Source organism: Caldimonas sp. KR1-144, assembly GCF_049446155.1.
GTDB lineage: Bacteria > Pseudomonadota > Gammaproteobacteria > Burkholderiales > Burkholderiaceae_C > Rivibacter.
Map to the genome: position 1 here is coordinate 451,464 of NZ_JBMSEE010000004.1, position 23,237 is coordinate 474,700.

20 protein-coding genes are annotated in these 23,237 nt (G+C 66.6%); 1 reads left to right on the forward strand and 19 read right to left on the reverse strand.

Annotated elements, in window-relative coordinates; genetic code table 11:
- Positions 1–61 precede the first annotated feature (61 nt).
- The 15 genes from ACO2TI_RS12580 to ACO2TI_RS12650 all read right to left on the reverse strand — a co-directional run bounded on the left by ACO2TI_RS12580 (position 62) and on the right by ACO2TI_RS12650 (position 17,229).
- Positions 62–844: a polyprenyl synthetase family protein gene (locus ACO2TI_RS12580; RefSeq protein WP_336962415.1), complete on the reverse strand. Its 783-nt coding sequence runs from the start codon at positions 842–844 to the stop codon at positions 62–64.
- 10 nt (positions 845–854) lie between these two features.
- Positions 855–1,829 (reverse strand): patatin-like phospholipase family protein, encoded by a 975-nt coding sequence (locus tag ACO2TI_RS12585; protein ID WP_219339140.1) that lies wholly within the window; start codon positions 1,827–1,829, stop codon positions 855–857.
- Positions 1,826–3,574: an ABC1 kinase family protein gene (locus tag ACO2TI_RS12590; RefSeq protein WP_336962407.1), complete on the reverse strand. Its 1,749-nt coding sequence runs from the start codon at positions 3,572–3,574 to the stop codon at positions 1,826–1,828. Before ACO2TI_RS12590 ends, ACO2TI_RS12585 begins: the two co-directional genes overlap by 4 nt.
- Before the next feature lie 9 nt (positions 3,575–3,583).
- Complete coding sequence (locus ACO2TI_RS12595) at positions 3,584–5,068, reverse strand: efflux transporter outer membrane subunit (protein ID WP_336962405.1); 1,485 nt, start codon at positions 5,066–5,068, stop codon at positions 3,584–3,586.
- Positions 5,061–8,384, reverse strand: coding sequence for an efflux RND transporter permease subunit (locus ACO2TI_RS12600; RefSeq protein WP_336962403.1), 3,324 nt, complete (start codon positions 8,382–8,384; stop codon positions 5,061–5,063). Before ACO2TI_RS12600 ends, ACO2TI_RS12595 begins: the two co-directional genes overlap by 8 nt.
- Positions 8,381–9,358, reverse strand: a complete 978-nt coding sequence (locus ACO2TI_RS12605; protein WP_423284738.1) for an efflux RND transporter periplasmic adaptor subunit — start codon at positions 9,356–9,358, stop codon at positions 8,381–8,383. Before ACO2TI_RS12605 ends, ACO2TI_RS12600 begins: the two co-directional genes overlap by 4 nt.
- 367 nt (positions 9,359–9,725) lie before the next feature.
- Positions 9,726–11,723, reverse strand: a complete 1,998-nt coding sequence (locus tag ACO2TI_RS12610) for a relaxase/mobilization nuclease and DUF3363 domain-containing protein (RefSeq protein ID WP_336962398.1) — start codon at positions 11,721–11,723, stop codon at positions 9,726–9,728.
- A 448-nt stretch (positions 11,724–12,171) separates the two neighbouring features.
- Positions 12,172–12,771 (reverse strand): S26 family signal peptidase, encoded by a 600-nt coding sequence (locus tag ACO2TI_RS12615; RefSeq protein WP_336962396.1) that lies wholly within the window; start codon positions 12,769–12,771, stop codon positions 12,172–12,174.
- Positions 12,768–13,325, reverse strand: coding sequence for a DUF2840 domain-containing protein (locus ACO2TI_RS12620; RefSeq protein WP_336962394.1), 558 nt, complete (start codon positions 13,323–13,325; stop codon positions 12,768–12,770). The genes ACO2TI_RS12615 and ACO2TI_RS12620 overlap by 4 nt, the downstream gene beginning before the upstream one ends.
- Positions 13,322–13,594, reverse strand: a complete 273-nt coding sequence (locus ACO2TI_RS12625) for a chromosome partitioning protein ParB (RefSeq protein WP_336962781.1) — start codon at positions 13,592–13,594, stop codon at positions 13,322–13,324. The genes ACO2TI_RS12620 and ACO2TI_RS12625 overlap by 4 nt, the downstream gene beginning before the upstream one ends.
- Positions 13,591–14,229, reverse strand: coding sequence for a ParA family partition ATPase (gene parA, locus ACO2TI_RS12630; protein WP_336962392.1), 639 nt, complete (start codon positions 14,227–14,229; stop codon positions 13,591–13,593). Before parA ends, ACO2TI_RS12625 begins: the two co-directional genes overlap by 4 nt.
- Positions 14,230–14,494: 265 nt before the next feature.
- Positions 14,495–15,340 (reverse strand): replication initiator protein A, encoded by an 846-nt coding sequence (locus ACO2TI_RS12635; RefSeq protein WP_336966234.1) that lies wholly within the window; start codon positions 15,338–15,340, stop codon positions 14,495–14,497.
- A 26-nt stretch (positions 15,341–15,366) separates the two neighbouring features.
- Positions 15,367–15,651, reverse strand: coding sequence for a helix-turn-helix transcriptional regulator (locus tag ACO2TI_RS12640; protein ID WP_336966165.1), 285 nt, complete (start codon positions 15,649–15,651; stop codon positions 15,367–15,369).
- Positions 15,652–15,763: 112 nt separating this feature from the next.
- The gene (locus tag ACO2TI_RS12645; protein WP_336966166.1) at positions 15,764–16,534 is read right to left on the reverse strand and encodes a DUF2285 domain-containing protein; all 771 of its coding nucleotides are present in this window, start codon (positions 16,532–16,534) and stop codon (positions 15,764–15,766) included.
- Between the two features lie 344 nt (positions 16,535–16,878).
- Positions 16,879–17,229: a DUF2958 domain-containing protein gene (locus ACO2TI_RS12650; protein ID WP_336966168.1), complete on the reverse strand. Its 351-nt coding sequence runs from the start codon at positions 17,227–17,229 to the stop codon at positions 16,879–16,881.
- Between the two features lie 319 nt (positions 17,230–17,548).
- Between ACO2TI_RS12650 and ACO2TI_RS12655 the strand changes: the two genes are divergently transcribed.
- Positions 17,549–17,842, forward strand: a complete 294-nt coding sequence (locus ACO2TI_RS12655; RefSeq protein ID WP_106503205.1) for a helix-turn-helix domain-containing protein — start codon at positions 17,549–17,551, stop codon at positions 17,840–17,842.
- Positions 17,843–18,143: 301 nt separating this feature from the next.
- On the opposite strand, the gene ACO2TI_RS12660 is transcribed toward ACO2TI_RS12655, so the two are convergent.
- From ACO2TI_RS12660 to ACO2TI_RS12675, 4 genes are all read right to left on the reverse strand, one after another.
- On the reverse strand, positions 18,144–18,458 hold the full coding sequence (locus ACO2TI_RS12660) for a DUF736 domain-containing protein (RefSeq protein ID WP_049445269.1): 315 nt from the start codon (positions 18,456–18,458) through the stop codon (positions 18,144–18,146).
- An 810-nt stretch (positions 18,459–19,268) separates the two neighbouring features.
- A complete protein-coding gene (locus ACO2TI_RS12665; protein ID WP_336966236.1) occupies positions 19,269–21,332 on the reverse strand; it encodes a ParB/RepB/Spo0J family partition protein in 2,064 nt (687 codons plus the stop codon).
- A gap of 80 nt (positions 21,333–21,412) precedes the next feature.
- Positions 21,413–22,243, reverse strand: a complete 831-nt coding sequence (locus ACO2TI_RS12670) for a DUF932 domain-containing protein (protein WP_336966175.1) — start codon at positions 22,241–22,243, stop codon at positions 21,413–21,415.
- 694 nt (positions 22,244–22,937) lie between these two features.
- Positions 22,938–23,216: a hypothetical protein gene (locus tag ACO2TI_RS12675; protein ID WP_336966177.1), complete on the reverse strand. Its 279-nt coding sequence runs from the start codon at positions 23,214–23,216 to the stop codon at positions 22,938–22,940.
- Positions 23,217–23,237 lie beyond the last annotated feature (21 nt).

The following is a 23,237-nucleotide window of genomic DNA, read 5'->3' on the forward strand; positions in this document are numbered from 1 at the left end:
CAAGCATGTGAATGGGATCTTTTCTCATGAAATGGGACTCTCTTGTTTCACTTGGTATTGGTCAGGATGCCGGCATGTGGTTCCCGGGGGGGTGCCCCGTCGCATTGATTCTTGCCGCGATCAGTTCAGCGAGTTCGAGTGGATGGCCGTTCCCTGTGGCCGTCGCGATGGTCCGTGCTCCCTGCATTGCTTGGCGGCACAGGTCGAGTGCTGAACGTTGGACGGTCGTGCGCGCCACGAAGTCGTCCATGACATCGGCTTCCTGCAACAACACGCAACTTGCAACGAGGGTTTCTCCGTAGCGCCGCGCTACTTTGGCTAGAGAATCAGAGTAGCCTGCGAGAGTGGCCCCTGTGGCGCCAGCCGCCTCACCCAGCGGCACGGCCAATCTTTGACGAGTCCGCAACCATTGTGCTGGATCGTCGCCTGTGATCTGCACATGCTTCAGGTTGGTGGCCTCCAACTCAGCCGCCCGGTTGACCGCATCGGCAACCAGGGCCAGGACTTGAAGGTCATCGCAACGCACCAGCAAGCGGAAGGCACCTGTGGTCAGGTAGTCCCCCGCCAGCACGGTGGCCGCATTGCCGAGCAGCGCAGATGAGCCGCGCGCCGCATCGACGTGGGCATGCAATTGCTGCAAGCTGATGTAGATCAGGTCCAGCGCGGTACCGGCGTTGATGCCCTGCTGCCCGGAATGGATGCTGCAAGTCACCAGTGCCCGGATCGGTATCTGCTGGTCCGACAGCAACAGGCGCACGGCAAGCTGCACGGGCGCGGCCTCACAGGTCAGGGTACCCGCCACGGCGGCGCGGACGCCGGTCATTACAGTCTCGGTAAAGCTCATGAGATGAGAGTCAGCCATGGGTTGACGTTTCTGCCCAGCGAGCCAACTGCTCGGCTGCGCAGCGATAGCCGATCTCGACGATTTCCTCGGCGCGGGCGAATTGGAGGAAGCGGATGTGACCCAGGGGCGGCTGGATGAGGATGTCGGGTTTTTCCAGTTCGAGACGGGCCTGCGTGATGCGGGTCTCCATCACATTGATCGATGCGAGCAGCACTTCGAAGATGTTGGGGGCCGGCTCTTCGACCGAAGCCCAGCGGGCCAATTGGGCAGAACCCGGAATTTCATGAGCAAGCATGCGCTCCTTGATCCACTGAATAGCCTGCCGATAACCCTCAACCCAGTCGCCCATTTCCGTCAGTCGGCCTGGCGGCAGTACGGGCTTGAAGTTCTTCCCGGAAACGATCTCATGGTTGAGATCAACCGCGATGACAACGTCGGCTCCCATAGCGCGCGCCACGCTAACCGGCACCGGGTTGACAAGGCCCCCATCAACCAGGATCCGGCCGTTACTTCGTATTGGCGTGAAGACACCGGGTACGGAAATGCTGGCGCGCACGGCATCAATGACATCGCCGCTGGCCATGGTGAGTTCCTCGCCGCTAACAATGTCGGTGGCCACGGCAGCAAACCGTTTTGGCAGCTCCTCTATGCGCGCGGATTGCACGTACTCACGCACCAGATCGCTGACCTTGGCACCGTCCAGCAGCCCGGACTTGGGCAGCACAACATCGAAAAAGGCAACTGTTTTCTTCCAGTCGAAGGACTGAAATACCGCTTCGAGTTCATCCAGCTTGCCAGCGGCGTAAACAGCGCCAACCAGCGCGCCCATGCTGGTGCCGGCGATGAAGTCGATCTCGATGCCGGCTTCCTCGACGGCCCGCAGCACGCCGATGTGCGCGAGCCCCCGCGCGGAGCCGCTGCCCAGCGCCAAACCAATTTTTGGTGCGAACCCGTTTGAAGCTTTGCCATCAGCGAACTGCATCATCTTCCGCCCTTGCCACCACGCCAGATGGAGACCAGCACCCAGATGCCACCAATGACGGCAGCGATGAAACCGAGCAGTCCGAAAGAGGGCAGGCCCGGCAGGGAGGGTTCGCGCACGACGCTCATAACGATGGCCGACCCGACGATCAGAGCGGCGGTGACGATGCTTATCGCCAGGCGGCTGACGGCGCGATCTAGCTGATCGCCGACCCGCCTCAGATGGGTGACGTCGATGTGCACTTCCAGCCGGCCGCGGCGGGCGGCTCGCAGCAGCCGGGAGAGGTCCTGGGGCAAGCCTGCCAGCAACGAGAAGATGTCACCGGCCGCCCGCCGCCCCCGTCTGAGCAGCGCTGCGGGGGAGTAGCGCGCGTGCATGGCACGCTCCAGCAGCGGCAGTGCATGGTTGGCCATGTCAAAGCCGGGATCGAGTTCACGACCCAAGCCTTCCAGTGTGACGAAGGCTTTGATCAGCAGGGACAGATCGTTGGGCAGGACGAGGTGATGCTGGCGCGGGATCGCCACGAGGTCGGACAACATGGCGCTCAACCGCAATTGCTTCAGCGGCACGCCGTGGTAGCGATCGATGAAAGACCGGACTTCCAACAACAGATCCTGCTCATTTGCCACGCCGTCGCTCGTCCATTCGAGCATGACGTCGGCGACGCCGCCGGCGTCGTTCCTCACCAGCCCCAGCAGCAGGCGGATCAACTGGTCGCGGCGTTCCTCCGCCAGCCGGCCGACCATGCCGAAGTCGATGAAGGCGATACGGTTGCCCGGCAAATAGAACACGTTGCCCGGATGGGGATCGGCGTGAAACAGCCCGTCCTCGACGATCATCTTCAGTACCGCATGGGCGCCACGCCGTGCGAGCACCTTGCGGTCCAGGCCGGCCTGGTCAACGGCCTGAAGCCTGCGCCCGGAAATACCACCGATGAATTCCTGTACGCAGACCCGCTCGCCGGTCCACTGCCAATACACGCGGGGAATGACGATGATGGGAGGTGCGCCATCCGCGTCCGGCTTTTCCTTGCCCGGGACGACAGGGGGAGCATCCTGATCGGTATAGCCGGTGAAGTTCCCGGCGATGCGTTCGGCATTGCGGCATTCACCGGCGAAATCGAGTTCGTTGCGCAGCGACTGTGCGAACTGGCGCACCATCTCGCGCGGATGCAGGACGCGCCATTCCGCGCTCTCCGTCTCGGCGAGTTCGGCCAGGCGTGCAAGCCAGCGCAGATCGGCTTCCAGAATGGGCCGAATGCCGGGCCTGCGCACCTTGACCACGACTTCGCCGCCGTCGTCGAGACGCGCCCGATGCACCTGCGCAATGGAAGCGGCCGCCAAGGGCTCGGGATCAAAGGCCGCGAAGATTTCCTCGGGGGGCGCGCCGAGGTCTTCGCTGAGCTGCTGGTATACGGCTGCCCAGGGGGCGGGCGGCGCGCTGTCCTGCAATTTCCCGAATTCGGCGGTCCACTCGGGTTCGAGCAGATCGACCCGGGTAGCGAGCACCTGGCCGAGTTTGACGAAAGTCGGCCCCATCTCCTCCAGCGCCCGCCGCACTCGTTCGGGGGGCGTCATGTGGGCGAAGTCTGCCGCTTCGCTCCAGTGCAGTGCCGTCCCCGCCCGCTCCAAGGCGTTGGACAGCCCCATCCGGCGCACCATGTCGCCAAACCCATAGCGGATCAGGATCGAGGCGATTTCATGCAAACGCCGTAGATCACGCATCGCGGTCAGTGCCTGCCAGAGCATTGCGTTTCCTCATTTTTTCGGGGGCTGGTTGGTGCCACCGCCCAGCGCCGCGTACAGCCCGACTTGGCTTGACAATGCCGCCCTGCGCACCTGCACCAGTTGCTGCTCGACGGCAAGCAGGTCGCGCTCGGCGTCCAGCACCTCCAGGTGCGCCGCCGAACCGGCATCGAACAGCATCCGCGCCAGTTTCAAACGCTCGCTCTGCGCGGCGTGGGCCTGGCGCGCCACGGCGAGTTGCTCGGCGAGCTTCTGCCTTGCGGCCAGGGCGTCGGAAACGTCGCGAAACGCTGCCTGGATGGCGCGCTCGTATTCGGCAATGGCGATGTCGCGCCGCACGACGCTGACGTCGAGATTGGCCTGTCGCATGCCGGCATCGAAGATCGGCAGTTCGATCGTCGGCTGGAACAGCCATGCCCGGGTGCCCGACGAGAACAGGTCGCTCAGGCTGGTGCTGACCGTGCCGGCGGCGCCGGTCAGTGCGATGCGCGGGAAGAATGCGGCGCGCGCCGCACCGATGTTGGCCTGGCGCGCCCGCAGCGCATGCTCGGCGGCCAGGATGTCCGGGCGGCTCGCCAGCAGGTCCGAGGGCAGCCCGGGCCTCAGTTCGGGCATGACCAGGGCTTCATCCATCGGGGCCGATGGCGGCGGCAATCGGGGGTCGCTGCCGAGCAGCAGCGCCAGGGCATTGCGCTGCTGTTCGCGCTGCAATTCGAGCTGCACCTGCAGGGCTTTGCCCTGGCTGAGCAGGGTGCGCACCTGGGTCAGCTCCAGCCGGGAGCCATGGCCCAGCTCAAAGCGTTTCTGGAAGATTTGCGCCAGCGACTGCTGGTTTTCCACCGTGCGCCTTGCCAGCGCGATGCGCTCGTCGAGTTCGCGCAGGCCCAGGTAGGCATCGGCGACCTGGGCGACCAGCGCCAATTCCACGGCGCGGTGGCCCTGCCCGGTGGCCAGCCATTGCTCGAATGCGGCGGTCTTCATGCTGCGTACGCGGCCCCACAGGTCCAGCTCCCAGCTGCTGATCCCTACCGTGGCCGCGTTGACCTCCAGGACCGAGCGGCCCGCCAGCGGCTGTAGCCCATCGGGCAGGCCGGCGCGGATCTGCTGCGCCCCCACGCCAACCATTGGCGCCTGCTGCGCACGCTGGATGCGGAAGGCGGCGCGCGCCTCCTCGGTGCGCAGCAGCGCCACGCGCAGATCGCGGTTGTTTTCCAGCGCGGTCTCGATCAGCGCCTGCAAGGCCGGGTCGGTGAAGTACGCGCGCCACGCCAGGTCAGCCGCGGCCGCAACGCCCGGCGTGTCGGGCTGCGTCCGCCAGTTCGATGCGACGGGGAGCGCGATGGGATCGAGCGCGGGCGCCAGCGAGGCGCAGCCGCTCAGCACCGCCAGCACCGCCAGCGTGCCGACGAGCCGATGGCGGGCCGATGGGCCGGTCTCATGGCCTGCGCGGGCTTGGCGGCGGCGGGGGGACGATGTGCCGCGGTCATTCTCATGCATGGTCTGCTCCTGTGGCCGCCGGGGCTGTATGGCGCTTCGCATGCAGCTCATAGAGCAGCGGCACGACGAACACGGTCAGCGCGGTCGAGACCAGCGTGCCGAAGATCAGCGAGACGGCCAGCCCCCCGAAGACCGGGTCGGTCACCATGACGGCGGAGCCGAAGATGATCGCCAGCATGGTCAGCAGGATGGGCCGCAGACGCACCGCGCCGGCCTGGCGCACGGCCTCTCTCAGCGGCATGCCGCGCCGGATATTGTCCTGGATGAAGTCGATGATCAGCAGCGAGTTGCGGATCACCACGCCTGCCAGGGCGATGATGCCGACCATGGATGTGGCGGAGAAATCCACGCCCATCAGCCAATGCCCCGGAAAAATGCCGATGATGCCGAGCGGCACGGCCGACATGGCCACCAGCGGAACGATGAACGAGCGGTAGTAGGCGACCAGCGCGAAATAGATGATGAGCAAGGCGCCGCCGAGGGAGAGGGAGAGATCCCGGTACACGTCCAGCGTCATGCGCATCTCGCCGCCCCACAGCAACTGGTAGCCGTCGATGGTGTCGGGCACGTCCTCCTTGAAGCGCAGGTTGCCGGTGCGCAGCGGGCGTCCGTCCGGCGCGGTGATGCCATGCAGGCGCCGCTGCAGGTCGAGCACTGCGTACAGCGGCACCGAGTCCGACAGCTCCGCGCCGACGAAGGTAACCTTCTCGTTGTCGCGGTGCAGGATGGGGCGATCGACCGATGCGGGGACCACTTTGACCAACTCCGCCAGCGGCACGGGTCGGCCGGCGGCGTTGTCCACGAACACCCGGTCGAGCCGGGCGGGATCGACCTCGAAGCGGCGCGGCACGAAGGCCCTGACCGATACCGGCAGTTTCTCGTCCGGTACGTGGGCGCGGCCGAGCGTGGTGCCGCCATAGACCAGCGCCAGCGCCTCGGCAATCTGCGCAGTCGAGACGCCGGAGAGCGCGGCCTTGTCCTTGTCCGGCACGATGCGGTGTTCCCGCACATCTTCCGGTTCGGTGTCGGTGATGTCGACGGTGTCGTAGGTTTGTGCGAAGGCCTCGCGCACCTGGGCCGACAACGTGCGCAGCCCCTCGGCGTCGGGGCCGTAGACTTCCGCCAAAACGGTCGAGCGCAGCGGCGGACCCGGCGGCTGCTCCACCAGCGCGACCTCGGCACCGGGCCAAGCAGCGCGGACCGCTTCCACTCGAGGGCGCAGTTCGCGCACGACGTCGATGGAGCTTTCCTTGCGGTGACGCTTGTCGGTGAGGTTGACGCGGATTTCCGCGACGTGGCTGCCGGCACGCGCGGCGGTACCCTTGAACAGACCGCTGAAGTCGGCCACACCTGCCTGGCCGACCCAAGTCTGGTAGTTGAGCACGTGTGGTTCCCGCGCCAGCACCGCGGTCACTTGGCGCACCAGGCGATCGGTGTCTTCCACCGGTGTGGTTTCCGGCATCGAAACCACCACGTTGAAGGTGTTCTGGTCATCCTTGGGCAGAAAGCCGATCGGCACGCCCAGCGCGGACACGGCCCCGCCCACGCCCGCCGGGCGGACGAACTGCCAGCCGCCTTGCATCAGCGAAACCGCCATCAGCAGCAGAACCGCCAGAGCGAAGCCGATGCGCACGTTTCTGCGCTGCTGCAGAGGGCCGAACAGGCGCAGGTAGAGGCGCTCGATCCGTCCCGGCGTGCCGTGACCATGGACAAGCTGTCCGTGTTCGGTTTCCGGCCATGATGATTCTTCCCGCAGGACTTCGTGGCGATGAAGCCAGCGATTGGACGCCCACGGCACGACGATGTAGGCCACCACGATGGAGGCGGCCATGGCGACAGGCACGGTGACCGCTATCGGGAAAAAATACTGGCGCGGCATGCCGGTCAGGGCCAGCAGCAGGGTGATGAAGACCAGCATCACCGCAAAGGTGGCCAGATTGGTGGCGTTGCCGATCTCGTTGGTCGCCAGCACGGTTTCCGCCTGCTTGTCTGCCTTCGGTTTGCGGCTGGCGTAGTGGCGGTGGATGTTCTCGATGACCACGATGGCGGCATCCACCAGCAGCCCCAGCGCCAGGATCAGGGCGAACAGCGTGACGCGGTTGATGGTGACGCCGCCGAGCAGGTTGGCCGTCAGCGTGATGCCCATGATCAACGGCACCGTGATCATCACGATCAAGGCCTCGCGCCAGCCCAGGAAGAGGATCAGCACCAGGCCCACGGTGACGAGGGCGATCGCCAGGTGTTCCAGCAGCAGGTTGACCGCGTCGTCGGCCTTCTGGCCGTCGTTGCGCGTCACCACGACCTGGATGTCCTGGGGCACGAAGCTGGCCTGCATGCGCTGCATGCGGTCGATCACTGCGTTGGCGACCAGCACGGCATTGGTGCCCTTCTTTTTGGCCACAGCGATGGTGACGGCGGGCAGGTCTGTGGCATCGGCCGTGCCAAAGCGTGGATCGCCGGGGCCGAAAGAGAGGCGGCTGGCCGTGGCCGGCTCCGACGGCGGGCCGTCGGTAACGGTGGCCACGTCGCGCACGTAAACCGGCCGCTTGTCGCGCACGGCGACGAGCTGGTTGCGCACATCCTCGGCCGAAGTGTAGGCCGCATCCAGCTTGATGGCTTGTACCTGACCGTCACGTACGGTGGGCTGCAGTGGCAAGGTCAGGTTGCTGGCTGGGAAGGCCGCTCGGGCTTGGCCCAGGGTCACGCCGTAAGCCTGCAGGCGATCGGGGTCCAGTTCGATGGTGATTTCGCGGTGCTGCCCGCCGCGCAAGGAAACCACCGAGACATTTTCGGTACTGCGCAGGCGCTCGGCCATGCGTTCGGCCATGCGGTTGAGCGCGTAGTCATCGTATTTCGACGAAGCCAGCGTGAAGGTGACGATCGGCACGTCGTCCGCGTCGATGCTTTGCACCAGTGGCGTCGTGGCGTCGGCAGGCAGCCAGGCGCGGCTGGCCATCACGCGGTCATAAAGCTTGACCAGTGACTGCTCCTTCGATTCGCCGACCTTGAATTGCACCTGAACGATTCCCTGCGAGTTGCGGGAAGTGCTCTCGATGTGATCGACGCCGGACAGTTCGCTCAGAATGCCTTCGAGGGGCGTGACCACCAGCGCTTCGACCTCACTGGCAGAGGCGCCCGGCAGGCCGACCATCACGGCGGCAGCGGGCACGATGATCTGCGGGTTTTCCTCGCGCGGGGTCTGCAGCACCGCCACGACGCCCATCAGCGCCACGGCGATGATGAAGACCAGCGTGAGCTTGGAGGTGATGAAGTGCTTCGCGAGAAAACCCGCGAAGTTCAGGCGCTGCTGCGTCATCGCGCGCCCCCGGCGGCCTGGACCGGCATGCCGTCATGGACGGTGTCGGCGACGCTGGCGAGAATGGTTTCTCCGTCCGACAGGCCGGCGCTCACCTCCACCCCATCGCCCAGGCGCTGGCCGGTGCGCAGCCAGCGAAAACGCGCCACACCGTCCTGCAGCACGAACACGCCGTCCAAGCCACCGCGCCGAACGAGGGCCGCACGCGGCACCGTGACGGCCCGTTTCTCGTCCAGCAGGATTTCGAGGCGGCCGAACATTCCCGGCAGCAGGCGCGCGTCCCGCGGCAGCACGATGTCCACCTCGTAGCGGCGGGTCACGCCATCACCCGACGGCACAACACCCCGGACCCGTCCCTTGAGCCGCTCATCGCCCAGCGCGTCGATGCGCACGGGAATCGAGTCGCCGGCCTTGACTGCCGCCAGGCTGCGCTCGGGCACGAACGCCTTGAACAGCAAGACCTCACGCGACTCCACCGTCATCAGCGGCGCGCCGGGAGCGGCCATCTCGCCGCTGCGCCGGGCCACCGAGACGACCACGCCATCCACCGGACTGGTGATGGTCACGTAGTTGCGTTGCGCCTGTGCCGCCGCCAACGCCGACTGCGCTTGTTCCAGCGCCGCGCGGGTGGTTTCCTCCCGCACCCTGGACTTGCGCAGCGCATCGGCCGAGATCGCGCCAGCCGGCACCAGTTGCGCGTTCTGGCTCACGTCGTGCTGCGCATCCCGCCAAGCCTCCTGGGCGGCCTGCACGCCGGCGCGTGCCTGCGCGATGGCCGCGTCGATGTCAGAGGCGTCGATGCGCAACAGCAGGTCGCCGCGCCTGACCGCCTGGCCCTCGCGAACATCGAGTTGGCGAATGAATCCGGTCACGCGCGAAGCCACGTCGATGCGTCCATCAGAGACGACGCTGCCAGTCACATCGTTGGTAACAGGCCATCGTGCCTGCCGTACCACGACAACTTTCGCAGGCATCGGCGTGGATGCGGATCGAGGCGAGCTTGAGCCATCCGTGCAGGCGGCGAGCAGAAATACGCAGAGGGACAGCACAGCCACCCTGCACGCCTGCGTGCCCCTGCCTGTGCTCTGCGTGCCAGCCTCCCAGACCGACGGTACGGGGCTATGGCGGCCGAGTGCATAGGTAGTCAAGCGATTCATGAGTTCCTCGAAGTCTTGGTCATGTCAGATTCTAAACCAGTTCGCACGAACGAACTATATTTTTAATCAAATAATTTATTCAAACGCAGAACGAGTGGATGAGCTCCGTGCGCGCGATGCTTTCTTGATCGGAACGTGCGCAAGCCGTCCGTATCGTGTTGCAAAAAGCGTTTTGTTCACCGCCTCAACTGACCGCAGGCCCGCGCGTACGCCCCATCTCCCAAGACGCCCCGCCGCCGCGCACCGTGGCCGCGAGCTGCTGCCCCAGCCGCTGCTCGATCACCGGCTTCCACGGCACCAGAGCGAAGCCCATGCCGTCATCGAGCATCGCGTAGCGCCCGCTGGTGAGCATGACGGAGCGCCGATAGATGCCTGCCACGCGCTGCCCGTCAGCCACCGGGCGATGCCCCAGGCCCGTTTCGGCGGCTATGTCCTTCGCGGCCTGCACCAGCTCCCGGTTGCGCAGCGTGCCCAGCAGGTTGCGCGCAAGTATCACGCGCTGCCCGCGCCGCTCGGCCAGCCCCTGCTCGGCCAGAAAGTCTGCGCGCTGCTGCATCGCCTGCTTGGCTTGGCCACCAAAGCCCAGGTCGCCCAGGCCGGAGCCGCCGCCGATCAACTGCTGGTCGAGCCACGTGGCCCCGATCACGCGGGCCTGCCGCTCGATGGGCAGGTGCGATTTCAGCTCCACGGCCACGCCGCCGAGGCGCTGCGCGTCGTACTGGCGGCCACGCTCGGCCAGGTCGTCCGGCACCTTCCATAGCCCTTCCGCCACGCGCTCCACGATGCCGGCCCGGCGCAGGGCCTCCAGCCGGCGGACGTGGGCAGCGACGACTTCCTGCGGGTCGCGTCCAGGCTTGGCCCGGCCCTGCTCGATCGCCAGGTGATGGTCGGTGCGGTACAGGCCATCGCTCGCCAGCGCAGCGATGTTCCTGTCGGCCGCGCGCACGTCGGCCGATCCCTTCACCTCCACCACGGCACCGGTCGGATAGTTCGCCAGCTCGTCGCGGGCGTTGAGCGCGACGTAGTGGGCCTTGCCGTCCACCCCGTCGATGACCAGATAGCCCCGGTCGCGCAGCTCGTCAGCCAGCCCTTTCGCGGCCACGCGCCCGAGGATGGTTCGGCCACTTCCATCGGCATCCTGGCCCGGCTCGAACACTGCCAATTCGCGCGCCTCGCCGCGCATGGCCCGCTGCATGGTGCGGATGATGTCGCCACGCTCCCCCAGGGCGCGCAGGGTCTTTTCCGCATCGGCATGGACGGCCCAGGTGCCCGGTTGCGTCTCGTCGGCCAGGCCCAGGCGCTGCAAGCGTTGCAGGCGGCCGATCAGCAGCAGGCGCTGGCGTTGCAAGCGGGGTTCGTTGAGCCGTTCGACATGCACCAGGCCATCGTCGCCGGCCCCGCGCTTGAGCGTGCGATCCAGAGTCGTCCACCGCTCCTGATCCACATCGCGCTGCAAGGTCTGCTGGATCTCCAGTTCGGTGCGCGGCCCCAGCCACTCGGTCGCCAGCTCGGCGGCCCGGTGGCGGAAGCCATCGGCAATGTAGTCGCCCGCGATGATGAGGTCTTTGCCTGTGTCGTCGCGCCCGCGCACGACGATGTGCGTGTGCGGGTTGTCGGTGTTCCAGTGGTTGACGGCCACCCAATCGAGGCCGGTGCCCAGGTCGGCCTCCATGCGGCCCATCAGGTGCCGTGTGTAGGTGCGCAGGTCTTCCAGTTCCGCGCCATCCTCGGGCGAGAGGATGAAGCGGAAATGGTGCCGGTCGTCGGCGCAGCGTTCCTTGAAGGCGTCGAGGTCGGCGGTGTCGGTCTGCGACCCGTAGGCTTGGCCCCGCTCGCCGTCGCGTCCCACACCGTCGCGCTCGATGTAGCGCAGGTGCTTGGCGAGCGATTGCGGGCTGGCCCGCTGGTGGTTCACCAGCAGCGTCTTGATGGTCACGCGCCGCGATAGGGGCGTCAGCTTCGCCCCGGCGAAGCGCGCCGCCGTGTGGCCGCGCCCGAGCCGCGAGCCGGGCCGCTGGCCCGTGCCGCCCGCCGCGCCAGGACAGCGCACCGTGGACTTGCCGCCGCTGGCCTTGCCCGCCTGCTTGAGCACCTTGGAAACGAAGCTCCGCCCCTGGCCCTTGCCCCGGTTCTTCGGGGCGCTGGGGCGCACCCGGAAATCGTCGTCGCGGCGGTCGCTCATGGCTGCGCTCCCTGCAAGCTCTGGCGTGTCCTGTCGTGCGAAGCACGCGGACATGCCTGCATTGGCGCGGGCCTCGCGCCATACGCGGCACGGCGGCGAAGCCGCTCCGTGCCGCACCAACCCCACGTGCAGACTGGCTTTCGACGCGGCCTGGTGCCGCGTCCTTTTGTCTTGCCTTCCGCCTTTGCCCCTCGCTGGCGCTCCGGGCAGCGGCGGCCCGGCGGCGCAGCTGCGTGAGCAGCCAGCGCGCCGGCGAACGCGACGACGGCCATAGGCCGTGCGCGTACGAGGCAAGACGCCTGCACGTGGGAAGGCACCGCGAAGTGCAGCGCCCGATGCGCAGGATCGGTGCTCGCTCTGCACGCGCGACGACATGCAGAAAACCACCGGATCAGCACGCCCGATGGCACGATGAGATGCACGGCGACGTGCAGCGAATCGGCAGCCATCATGGGCGGTCCTCCAGCCAGATCGGGTGCGCGATGCCGATCACGGCGGATGCGCTGACCGGCCCGAAATACCGGCTGTCGAACGACGCCGGGTTGGTCACACTGAGCAGGAACAGTTCGCCGGGTTCAAGGCGACGGCATTGCTGCCAGGATGGCAGCGGCCGACGCCAACGATCAGCGGGCAGCACGGCGGCCGAAGGCACGCCGTCGATTCGGACGATGCCGCCAGCGATGCACACCTCCTGCGGCGCGACCGCACCCACGCGCTTGAGCAGCGGCACGCGCGCCGGCAGGTAGCCGCGCTGAGCGGCCAGCGCAGCGGCGTCTGGCGGAAGCGTGGTCAGGACGATGCTGTCCACGGCCAAAGGACGTGGCAGTGAGCCGGTGCCGTGGCCCAGCGGATCGACGCGATACCAGCCGGCGGCCACGCTGTCGGACGGGTTGTAGATCAGGCGCGGCAGCGGATGCACAAAGGACGCCCAGGCCAGCGCAGTGAGTCCGCAGGCGCCGAGGCCAGCGAGCACGATACGAGCGCGCAGGCGCGAGCGAGGACGCGGCGCCTCTCCTGTGCTGTTGGCGGCAGTGGAAACGGCGGTCATGGCAGCGCCCTCCCGGTCAGCCAGGCCGCGTGCCGCTCGGCGGTGTATTCGGGCAGCGGCAAGTGCGCGGCGAGCCGGTTGGCGAGCGTGCGCCAATACGCAGGCGAGGCATCGGTCGGCGCGATGCCTAGCGCCTCGATGGCGTCGATGCGCTCCAGCACAGCGCGCACTTGCCCGTCGCCATCGGCGTGCAGCAGCAGGCGCGCGCCCGGCTGCACGCCGGGGATGCGCTGCGCCGCGTCCAGCGGTGTGCAGGCTTGCATCACCATGAGCTGCCAGCGCACGGTGCCGAAATCGTTGGACTGCCAGCGCACGCGGCAGAACACCGCACCAGGCAAGAACACCGCGCTGCGCCGCCAACGGTCGAGCTGGTGCGTTCGCGCGGGTTCGCCGAAGCGCAGGTAGAGCTTGAAACGGGCCTCGATGTAGGCCAGCGCCACGCGCGTCAGCGGCGCGCTGGCGGGCTGGCCGGAAGGCGCGATGAATGATGGCTGTGGCGCAGCCGTGGCCGCGCCAGCGGCAGGCGCGGCAGCAGGTGCAGTGGATGCGGTCATGGTGTGTTCTCCCTGCGGTTCTCGGGAAACTCCCGCTCCAGCAGGCCGCGCAGCAGGTCGGCCATGGTCACGCCTTGCGTGAAGGCCGACACCTTGATGCGCGCACGCATGGCGGGCGTGATGTCGAGGGTGAGGCGCGCGGTGTAGAGGTTGCCCTTACCCAGCGCATCGGCGTCGCCCTGGCGAATCCACGCCTCGGCGTGAGCATTCGCGGGCGGACGCACGCCGATGCCGACGCGCTTTGCGCGGGGTGGCGGCTTCGCTGTCATGTAGGCCACCGCAGCAGTTCGTCCACCAAGGCGGTGATTTCGCGTGCGGCGGCGCTGTCCGGTCCCGTCTCGCGTGCAAGCCGGCCAGCGGACACGCTGTCGGCGAATACGATGCGCTGATGCACTTCCGCGCGCAGCGCCGGAAGCGGCTGGTCGGCGAGCGCCTGGCGCGCTTCGCGCCCGATCACGGTGGTGCTGACGCGCCGATTGATGACGAAGGCCGCGCGCAGCGCAGGCCGAAAGACTTGCGCCTCGCGGATCAGCGCCACCATCTCGGCGCTGGCCCACAGGTCGTAAGGGCTGGGCTGCACCGGGATCAGCACGCGCTCGGCCGCCAGCAGCGCGGAGCGCGCGAGGGCGGCGATCCGCGGTGGGCCGTCGATGACGACGTGATCGGCGCGTCTGGCGAGTTCTGGTGCCTCCTGGTGCAGCGTCTCGCGTGCGAGGCCCACGGCGCTGAACAGCCGTGGTAAGCCTTGCTGGCTTCTGCGTTGCGTCCAGTCCAGCGATGAACCCTGCGGGTCGGCATCGAGCAGCACGACGTGCTGGCCGCGCATCGCCAGCTCGCCGGCGATGTGGGTGGCGAGCGTGGTCTTGCCCACGCCGCCTTTCTGGTTGAGCAGCGCGACGATCATGGCGTGGCCCTCCAGACTGGAAAGCCAGGCTTTGCCTGTCGTGCAAAACGCTGTTCGCCGTGCCGTTTGGTGGTTGTCCACCGAAACGGCGCGCTTCTACTAAAAGTTATGTATTTCTTGTTAGGGAAGTTAGAGGGTCCGCAAACCCGCGCCGTTATTGGCTTTCCGGCGTTTTCGTACTCCTGATAGCACGATAGGCGTACTCCCGATAGCACGATACCCGGTACTCCTGATAGCACGAGGCCGTCCACACCTTTTCCCGCAGTTATCCCCGTGCCGTGTGCAGCACGGGCCGGAAGGTCAGCAGTTCTTGTCCGTCGTCCGGCATTCGCTCGATGCACAGGACGTAGCCGGGCAGCGACTGCCGCGCGACCAGCGCGCGCAGGTCGTAGGCGAAGTCCGAGTAGCGCGCCGCGCTGCCGGACTTGCGATACAGGTGCCGGAAGTCGAATTGCCAGCCGTGTTCCTGCCGCCCGCCGTGCTTGCGCACCAGGCGGTACAGCCAGCGTTCGATGCCGCCCTTCAAGCGGAAGTACGCCGGGTCGATGGTCAGCACTAGCGCGGCGTCGAGCACGCCGGCATAGAACCAGTCCGGCAGGATCAGCTCGATGCCCAACGGCATGCCGCTGGCGTCGGCCAGCTCGCGCCATTCGTTGATCCATGAGAAGCGGTGCAGCCGCCGGCCGGTCGTCTCGCGGATGGACGTGGCAATGCTGGTCGATTGCAGCCGGTCGAGCGCGGCTTTCAGGCGCAGATAGTCGTTGAGGGACGTGCCGCGCCCGATGAAGCGCAGGATCTCGTAGGGCGTGGCGCGTATCCAGCGCGACGGGCGCAAGCCCGCGTCGCGCGCCTCCACGATCTGCGAGGCAGCCCATATCAGCACGTCGGCATCCCATATCGTTGCGATGCCATGCTCGGCCGTGCCTTCCACGCGGATGGTGATGCCGCCGGCGCGGAAGTCGATCGGCGCGATGCGCCGTGACTTTGCGAGCGAGAAGAACGGAAACGCCATCAAGTCCTGGCTGTCGCGGGGTGCCATGTCGCCCGGCAGCGCACGGAACAGGTCGAGCTGTTCGCGCTGCGGCAAGGCTTGCCCTGGCGGGCTGGACATGGCGAAGGCCACCCACGCGCCGACGATCAGCGGCCATCACGGTAGTCGCCCGCATGGCGTTCGGCATATTCCGGGTCGGACGTTGCCTCGTAGCTGCGCTGGTCGGCCCAGGCATCGAGGTCGCTCACGGCGTACATGACGCGCCGGCCGAACTTGCGGAACTTGGGGCCGCCGCCGACCACGCGCTGTTTCTCCAGCGTGCGGGGACTGAGGCGCAGGTACTCGGCGGCTTCGTCGTTGGTCAGGTAGCGTTGGGGCTGCGCAGGCGCAGCGCCAGCAGCGGCGGCAGGCCGCAAGGGAACAGGTCGCATGGGATGAACCTCCATCAAGCCCGGCCGCAACACGCGGTCGGATAGAGGCACTTTCAAGAAAGCGCGGCACCCCGCGAAGGGACGATCTGCGGGGGCTGCGAAACGTCCCCCCCTACTGAAACGGCAGCGGCGGAAGCTGTGCCAGGCGGCGGTAGCCGCCGCGCATCAACGCATCGCCGCGACGCACCAGCCGGCGCACGCGGGCGCGCAAGGCGCTGTCGGTGTGCCAGTCTGCGACGACCGCATCCGCACCGAACAGACCTTCGGCCATTTCGCGCAAGGACGCGCCCGCCAGGGTCGCGTCGAGCGCCTGGAGCGTATGCAGTTCCAGCAACGCGGCCGGCGTAGGCCGGGAACGGGCCGCCGCCGCAGGCGCGGCGACCGTGGCCACGGCCAGGGCGGCCAGCCCGGCCGCGAGCGTGCGATAGCGCGTGCAGGGTGTGGCGCAGGCGCGGGTAGCGTAGAGGTAGGCCATGCCATCTTCCAGGCCCGGCCCGAGCGCGAGCCGCAGGCAGCAGCCGGGCCACCGTGACACCAGCACCAGGCGCTTGCCGTCGTGGATCAGTTCCTTGCGGCCAGGTACGCCCCAGAACTCGAAGGCATGGGCTTCGGGTGGCGGATCGTCATCCGGGTAGAGCTGCACCACCGCATCGTGATCGGGGAACCAGGCCGGATGCGCGTCGCGCGCATCCAGCGCCGGGTCTTCCAGCAGGCGCAGGCCCCACGCCTGCGCCGCGTCCGGCCAGCGGCGACGGCGCAGCCAGTCGCGGCGGTAGCCGGGATTCCTGCGCAGATATTCCCAGGCCAGCGCGGGGCCGTCGAGGTGCAGGACGTAGAGATAGGCCGCTGTCGGATACCAGTGTTCGGCGCTGCGATCAGTCATGGCAAAACCTCCCTGTGCTTGGGATGCGTCGCCACGGATTCCGCCGTGCGGGAGCTATCGAATCGCCATCAGGTCGTCATCAAGATCGGGTTAAGCTGTAACTGTCGGTGTCAAGACCGTTTGGCTCCGGCGTGTTGCGGAAATCGTCTGAATGCGACGGCCGCACAACCCGGAAATGGTACGCGGCATCGGATACCGTGCCGCAGTCCTTGCCAAAGATCATGACTGTTTGCATCAGGCTGGCACCGCTTCGGTGCATCAATGCCGATCCAGACCTGTCCGGTCTTGAGTAAGACTGAAATAGTCTCAATGCGCCCTGGCTGGCCGGACTGCGCTGGCGTTCATCAGTCCGTGATCGAACCGTTCTCCTGCGCCAGCCGGACATACGCCGACAGCGGGCGCACCGCCTGGAAATACCGATCCCGCCGCACCGGCAGTTTGCGCGGCCCGACGATGCCGGCCAGGTCGGAGAGCTTGACCGTCCCCAGCGCAGGCATCCCGATGCCGAGGTCGATCAGGCCGTAGGCCGTGTCGCCATCCGCAGGATCGAGCGATACCAGCAGCCAGGTCGCGTGCGCATCCGGGGTGAACAGCCGCACCACGGGCATCGGGTCGATGCCTTGGCCGGCAGCGCGTGCGGCGCCGTGGGCCAGCAGCCGGGCGCGTTCGTCGGCGGTGAGAAGGGGCAGGGTCATGGCCGGAACCTCCACGAAACCGAGGATGCGCGGATGCGCTTCTCCGTCGAAGCACGGAACCGCCAAACCGTTTCCGTGCTTTCGTGCGCAAGCACGGATGCGCAAACCATCGCATCTGTAGAAGAACGCAAGCGCGTAAGCGGGATTGTAGGAAGCCGGAAAGACACGGATGCGATTCCCCGGTTCTGTCGAAATCCACACATGCGGAATTCCGTAAAAGCACGAAAGCGGGCCAGTCAGCCATGAATGAACACTATAGATTGTAGCTCTATAGGGCGCAATGGACTGTCATCTTGGTTTTTGTGGGGAAACCAAGTTAGTGGCAGCGAAACACTCATTAGCAGCGGCAATACGGACAGTCAGGAAGGCGCGAGGCTTGAGCCAGGAAGCGTTCTCCGACGTGTCCAGCCGCACCTATATGAGTACGCTGGAGCGCGATCTGAAAAGTCCGACGCTGCACAAGCTGACCGAACTATGCGAGGTCATGGAAGTGCATCCGCTGACGCTGTTGACGCTGGCCTACGCCGGCGACGACACGCGCAAGGCAGACGAGCTGCTGGCGCGGGTGCGCCAGGAGTTCGAGGCCGTGCTGAAAGAGCGCGACGCGCTGTAGCGCGTCTGGATTTCCGCAAGCGGAGCGCGCAGCACCGCAGGCGCGGAGGCGTGAGGGATTGAAGCCGCATGGCCGTGACGGCTTGCCGGCACGGGGCGCAAGCCCGAAAGCCCGGCGGCGCAACGCGCCGACACGCCATCTTGTGCTTGCTGCTACGGGCGTTGAATCATCCGACCATCGCCAATGCGATGCCGGCCCTGGACATGCCGGGCATGAGGCAACCGCCGAAACCCGGTGCGTGTGGTGCTGCGATCAGCAGCACCGCGCCCCGCCGCAATGGACGGGGCGCGGTGGGCGGCCGTCAGGCCGCCTTGGGCTTGCTGCGCGACCAGATCAGGTCATGCGTGCCGTTCTCGCCTTCGATCAGGCGGGCATAGACCGTTGCCGGGAACGAAGGATCGTCGATGGCCACCGACAGGTAATCCCGCCCGGCCTCGCTGGTTTTCTTCCACGCCGCGCCGAAGTCGTGGCCGGCCGCTTGCAGGCGGAAGTCCGGGGCGCTTTCGTTCTCACCCTTGTCGTTGGGAACCAGCTTGGCCTTGACGTTGAGGGTCAGGGTGCGGAGCTGGCCGGTGAAGCCGTCTTTCTCTGCGGTGAAGGTGCCGATGTTTGCCATGATGATTTCTCCTTTCGGGTTGAACAAGGTCGCGCCAGTGCGTCCTTGTTGTGATCCGTCCGGCGGGGGATGGGCTGGCCGCACCGCGCAGCGGTCGCAACACTGTGGAGAACCTGGAAGCGAAAAGAATTTGTCCCGCGAGGAATGCGCGCAGCGCAGGGGAAATTGTTTTCGCTGGAAGGTTGCGGCCATGAAGCCCAGCCACCGCCAGGATTCACAACAACACAAGGACGTACTGGCCGCCCGCTCCCGAATGGAGACATGGCCGACTCGGCATCCCCGCGCGACGGCTTCACCGGCCTACGCCCTGACACGGCAAGGACAACACCGGCGACAAGGGCGCAGGCGCCCCTGACGTTGCAGGTGGCCTCTTGTGTGAGGCGTGGCGTGGAGGCTCCATTGCAAGGCCGGGCGGCGTGTCGGTGAACCGTCCTTCGTGACGTACAGGCGACGAACTGCCAGCGTCGAGGACGGCACGCATTCGTGCAACCTGTCGCAGCAAGCCGAGGCGTAGCCCCACAAGCCCCGCCCATTGCGGCGGGGCGCGTTCGGAATGTCGTCGGTGCTGTGCGCCGACGCACTTATGGGCTTCGAGAGTTTTTCCGCGCATAAGGGCCACTTGTGCGTCGCCCCTTCGCCACCTGCCCGAAGGCGGCGAAGGGGCGTTGTGGCTTTGGGCCTTGAAACCGGGCGCGGCCGTCGCCGCGTCCGGTTTTTTGACCACCAGCCCCAGGGCGGAACGGCCTGGGGCTGGCGTTGATGGAATGGTGAAGCGCCCCGGTCGGAACCAGGGCGCTCATCGGTGCAGGGTCACGCAGCCAATGCCTCGGCCGGTTCATCGGTCACGGCGGCGGTGTCCGTGGTGTCGGCTTCCGCTTCCGTCGCCACATCCTGCGCGGCCTGCTGCTGCGTGGCTTCGGCTGCGAAGATGGCGGGCATCCATCCAGTGCCGTCCGCCAGCCGTTCGGCTTCGCTGGCAATGTCTCCCTTCTTCAACTTCGCCAGCCGGGTGACGTGCGCCGGGGCGAACTGCCCCACGGCTTGCAGAATCACGGCCTTCGGGATGTGCTGGAAATAACCCTCATTGGTGGGCTTCCACCATGCGGTCATATCCAACCCCACGGCCTGCGCCAGTTCCGCGCCGGGCTGGCGCTGCGCAGCGCGGGGCGTTACCACGTCCACCGTGACGGCCACGCATACCGCCAGCAGCCGCACCAGTTCATCTTGCGACTTCGCCAGCAGCACGGCGAACAGTTCGGCGCTGTCCTCCGGCAAGCCTTCGCCTGCGACCTGCTGCAACTCGCGCAGCGCCACGGCGGCGGGCGAATCCGGTATGTCCGGGGCGATGCCTTCCAGCCGGTCTTGCACTTTCAGGCTCACGCCCAGTGGCAAGTCGTGGCCGTAGTGGCTGCCCTGCAAGACGGTCTGCACCATGCCATGCACCAGCGCGGCCAGCGCGACTTGCGGATGCCGGGCGACTTCGATTTGCAGTGCGCCGGTACGGTGGGCGCTCAACCGCTGCGCCAGCTTGTCGGACATGGCGGCGGTCTTGGGTTGTTCGTCGTCCTCGCCTTCGTCGTCGTTCGCGGCTTCGCCTTCGCTACCGAAACCCTGCCGCAAGCGTTCCAGCGTGCGCAGCGCCTTGGCTTCGGCTTCGCGCAGCAGCCCGCGATGAATCACGGCCTGCCCGTTGCGGTCGATGGTGACGATGGCACCGGCTGCGGCCTTCGCGGTCGCGCTGTAGTCCTTCAATCCATCTTCCAGCGCCTGCAACTGTTCGCCCACGGCTTCGCCTTCTTCCTGCAAGGCATCGGCCTTTTCCTCGTCCTCGGCATCGAGCGCGTCATCCACGGCTGCGGCCAGTTCGTGCAGCTTGGTTTGCAGCTTTTCGATGCGCTGCGCTTCGCGCTTGGTCGGTTCGCGGCGCTCCCTCGGCGCATGCTGGAAGGCGTGCAGGTCGGCATGGGTCACGGCGGGCGTGGCATCCACCCATGCCCAACCTTCGGCCTTCACCTCGGCGGCGATACCGGCCAGCTTGTCTTGCGCCAGCCGTTCCAGCAGCGCGGCATCGGTCAGATACACGCCCGCATCGCCTTCCGCGAACAGGTCACGGCGAATGCCGCCGCCTGCGGCTTCGTAGGTGTCCAGCCCCACGAAACGCACCAGCGGATGCCGGTATGCGTCAGTCTCGCGCTCGGTCAGGCGGTCGCGCAATTGGGAAGGGTTGCGCTGCCACGTCGGAGCGTCGTAGAAGGCGCTTTCCTGCGCGACGTGGTCGTCGGTGATGGCAAGCGCCATCAACTGATCGAGCGTCACGGCTTCGGCGCGATAGTCGGCCAGCAGGCGAGGCGAGACGTTCGCCAGCTTCAAGCGGCGCTGCACCACCAGCGGGGACACGCTGAAATCGGCGGCTATGTCCTCGATGGGGCGGCCTTCGGCCACCAGCGCGGCGAATGCCTCGAACTGGTCGGCGGGGTGCATGGCTTCGCGCTGCACGTTCTCGGTGAGGCTGGCCGTGCGGGCCGTGCCATCGGCCACCAGCAGGCAAGGCACTTCCCATTCCTTGCTGATGCGGCGCTTCTTCGCCAGCAGCTTCAACGCGGCGAGGCGACGGCCACCCGCCACCACTTCGTAATGCTCGCCATCGGCGGCGGCAATGACGATGAGGTTTTGCAGCAGGCCGACACGCTGAATGCTTGCGGCCAGTTCGGGGATAGACATGCGCGGGGTCTTGCGCACGTTGCGGCCAGCAGGGCGCAACACCAGCCGCGAAAGCGGAACCAAAATCAGGTTCTTGGTCGGGTCAGCGGCTTCCAGCGGGATAGCGGCGGCGGTGTTGAGGGCGCGGGCTTCGGTTTGGGTAACGGCGTTCATGGTGATAGCTCCTATCGGTTCAGGGATGCAGCAGCGAAGGAAGCGGCAAGGGCTGCTGCCTGCCCCTGCTGCGTCGGGAATCAGGCTTTCAACTGGCGCAGGCCATCGGCCAGCATCCAAAGGGCGCGATTCAGGCGCACATCGGAATCCATGCCCTGCACCGGGCGGGTTTGCTGGCGGCGTCCGTTGGCGCTGCGGCCATGCAATCCGCCTTTGGTCAGGTTTTCTTGGGTGCGGTTGAACACGCTCCACAAGTCCGGGCGGCGGTCATCGAACCGACGCGGCATCAGGATTTGCGATTCGGTGATGGGCGCGGGCTTGTTGTCGGTGGGGTCATACTTCAAGGCCAGCGCGGAACGGGCGAATACTTCGGCTTCGCCTTCGTCCAGCGTGATCGCGCGCATGGCATCGCGGGAATCCTTCACCCGGTCGAAGCCGCGCAAGACTTCGTAAGCGCCTTCGATGACGTGCCCGGAAACGTCGCCCTTGTGGGGCACGCGCACATCGGCCACGGTGTCGCCGCACACAAGGCCATTGCTGCACACGAACCGGAACATGCCGGCCAGCATCTGATAGCTGCTCGTCCCGTCATGGGAGTTCAGCAGCACGATTTCGTTAGCTTCCGCGCCGTTGATTTGGCTGGCGTGGCGCAGGCGCAGCATGTGTTTGGTGTGCTCGCGCTTGCCTTCATCGCGCACGCGGGTTTGCGTCACCATGAAAGGCTGGAATCCTTCTTTGCGAAGCTCGGCCAGCACGGCGGCGGTGGGGATGTAGGCGTACCGCTGCGAACGGCTTTCATGCGGCGCGTCCGCGAAGATGGACGGCGCTACGCGGTGAATCTGGTCATCGGTCAGCGGGTAATCGCTGCGCAGCGAGGGGGAACGGGAAGCGAAACGGGATGCGAGTTGCATGGTCTTTCTCCTGACGAAAAGGGTTTGCTGTTCAAACCGCACACCGGATTCCTAGATTCGGAAGCCCAGCCTTTCGGCTGTTCTGTGCGGTTGGCACGAGGAACCCGGTTGGCCCTGTTGCCACCGTCTTTCCTGAGTTCATCGCCCGCGGCCAAAGGAGCGCGTGGACGGGGGCCGTCAAGGAGACAAGCGCAGGGTTGGTGCGGCCCGCAGGCGCAGCCGAGGACACGGCCCTGCGCGCCTTGACGGCCCACGGGAGCGGGCTACGGTCGCGGAGAAGGTGATGAAGTCAGGGGAGACGGCTGGACATGGCAACGGCCGTCCCTGTGTGCCGAACCGCACGCAAGCGAAGCGCGCAGGCCCGAAGCTGGAAGCCGGGCCGTAGGCGTCAGCCGAGCGGAGCGAGGGAACGATGGAAGCCCGTCAGGGGCGAAACCCCGAAGGGGGTTCGATGCGCAGCACGACAGCGCGACCGGCCATGTTTCTTGGCCGGGGACGCCCATGCAATCAACGATGGACAGCATGGGCCGGATGCTCAGGATGAAATGCCGATGGTATGCAGGTGTTGCCGCGCCGGCGCAGCCGGGGCGGCGGGCTTTGAGGGGCGCCAAGCGCAGCGCGGCGGGGATGGCCGCATGGCCTTCCCCTGGAGTGCAAGCGAAGCGCGCAGCGCCCCGGAAGGGGCGCGAAGGCATCAAGCCGCGTCGTCAGGGCGCAGGCTGGATTCCGCAACCGGCATCCACGGTGAGGACGAATCCAGAAAATAGCGCCGCCCGAGCGCGTACAGCCCGCAAGGCCCGGCAGGCTGATAAAACCCGGTGACGCGGCTATGGAACTGTGCGCCGAAGTCGTTGGTGTAGATCACCGCGTCGCCGATCTTGAAGCGCAGCGGCTCGCCGTTCTCCGGCGCGAATGGCTTGTGCGCGTCGTGCTGCGCTGAAACTTCGATGACCCAATCTTGATGGCTGCTCATGGCATTGATCTCCTGTGATGG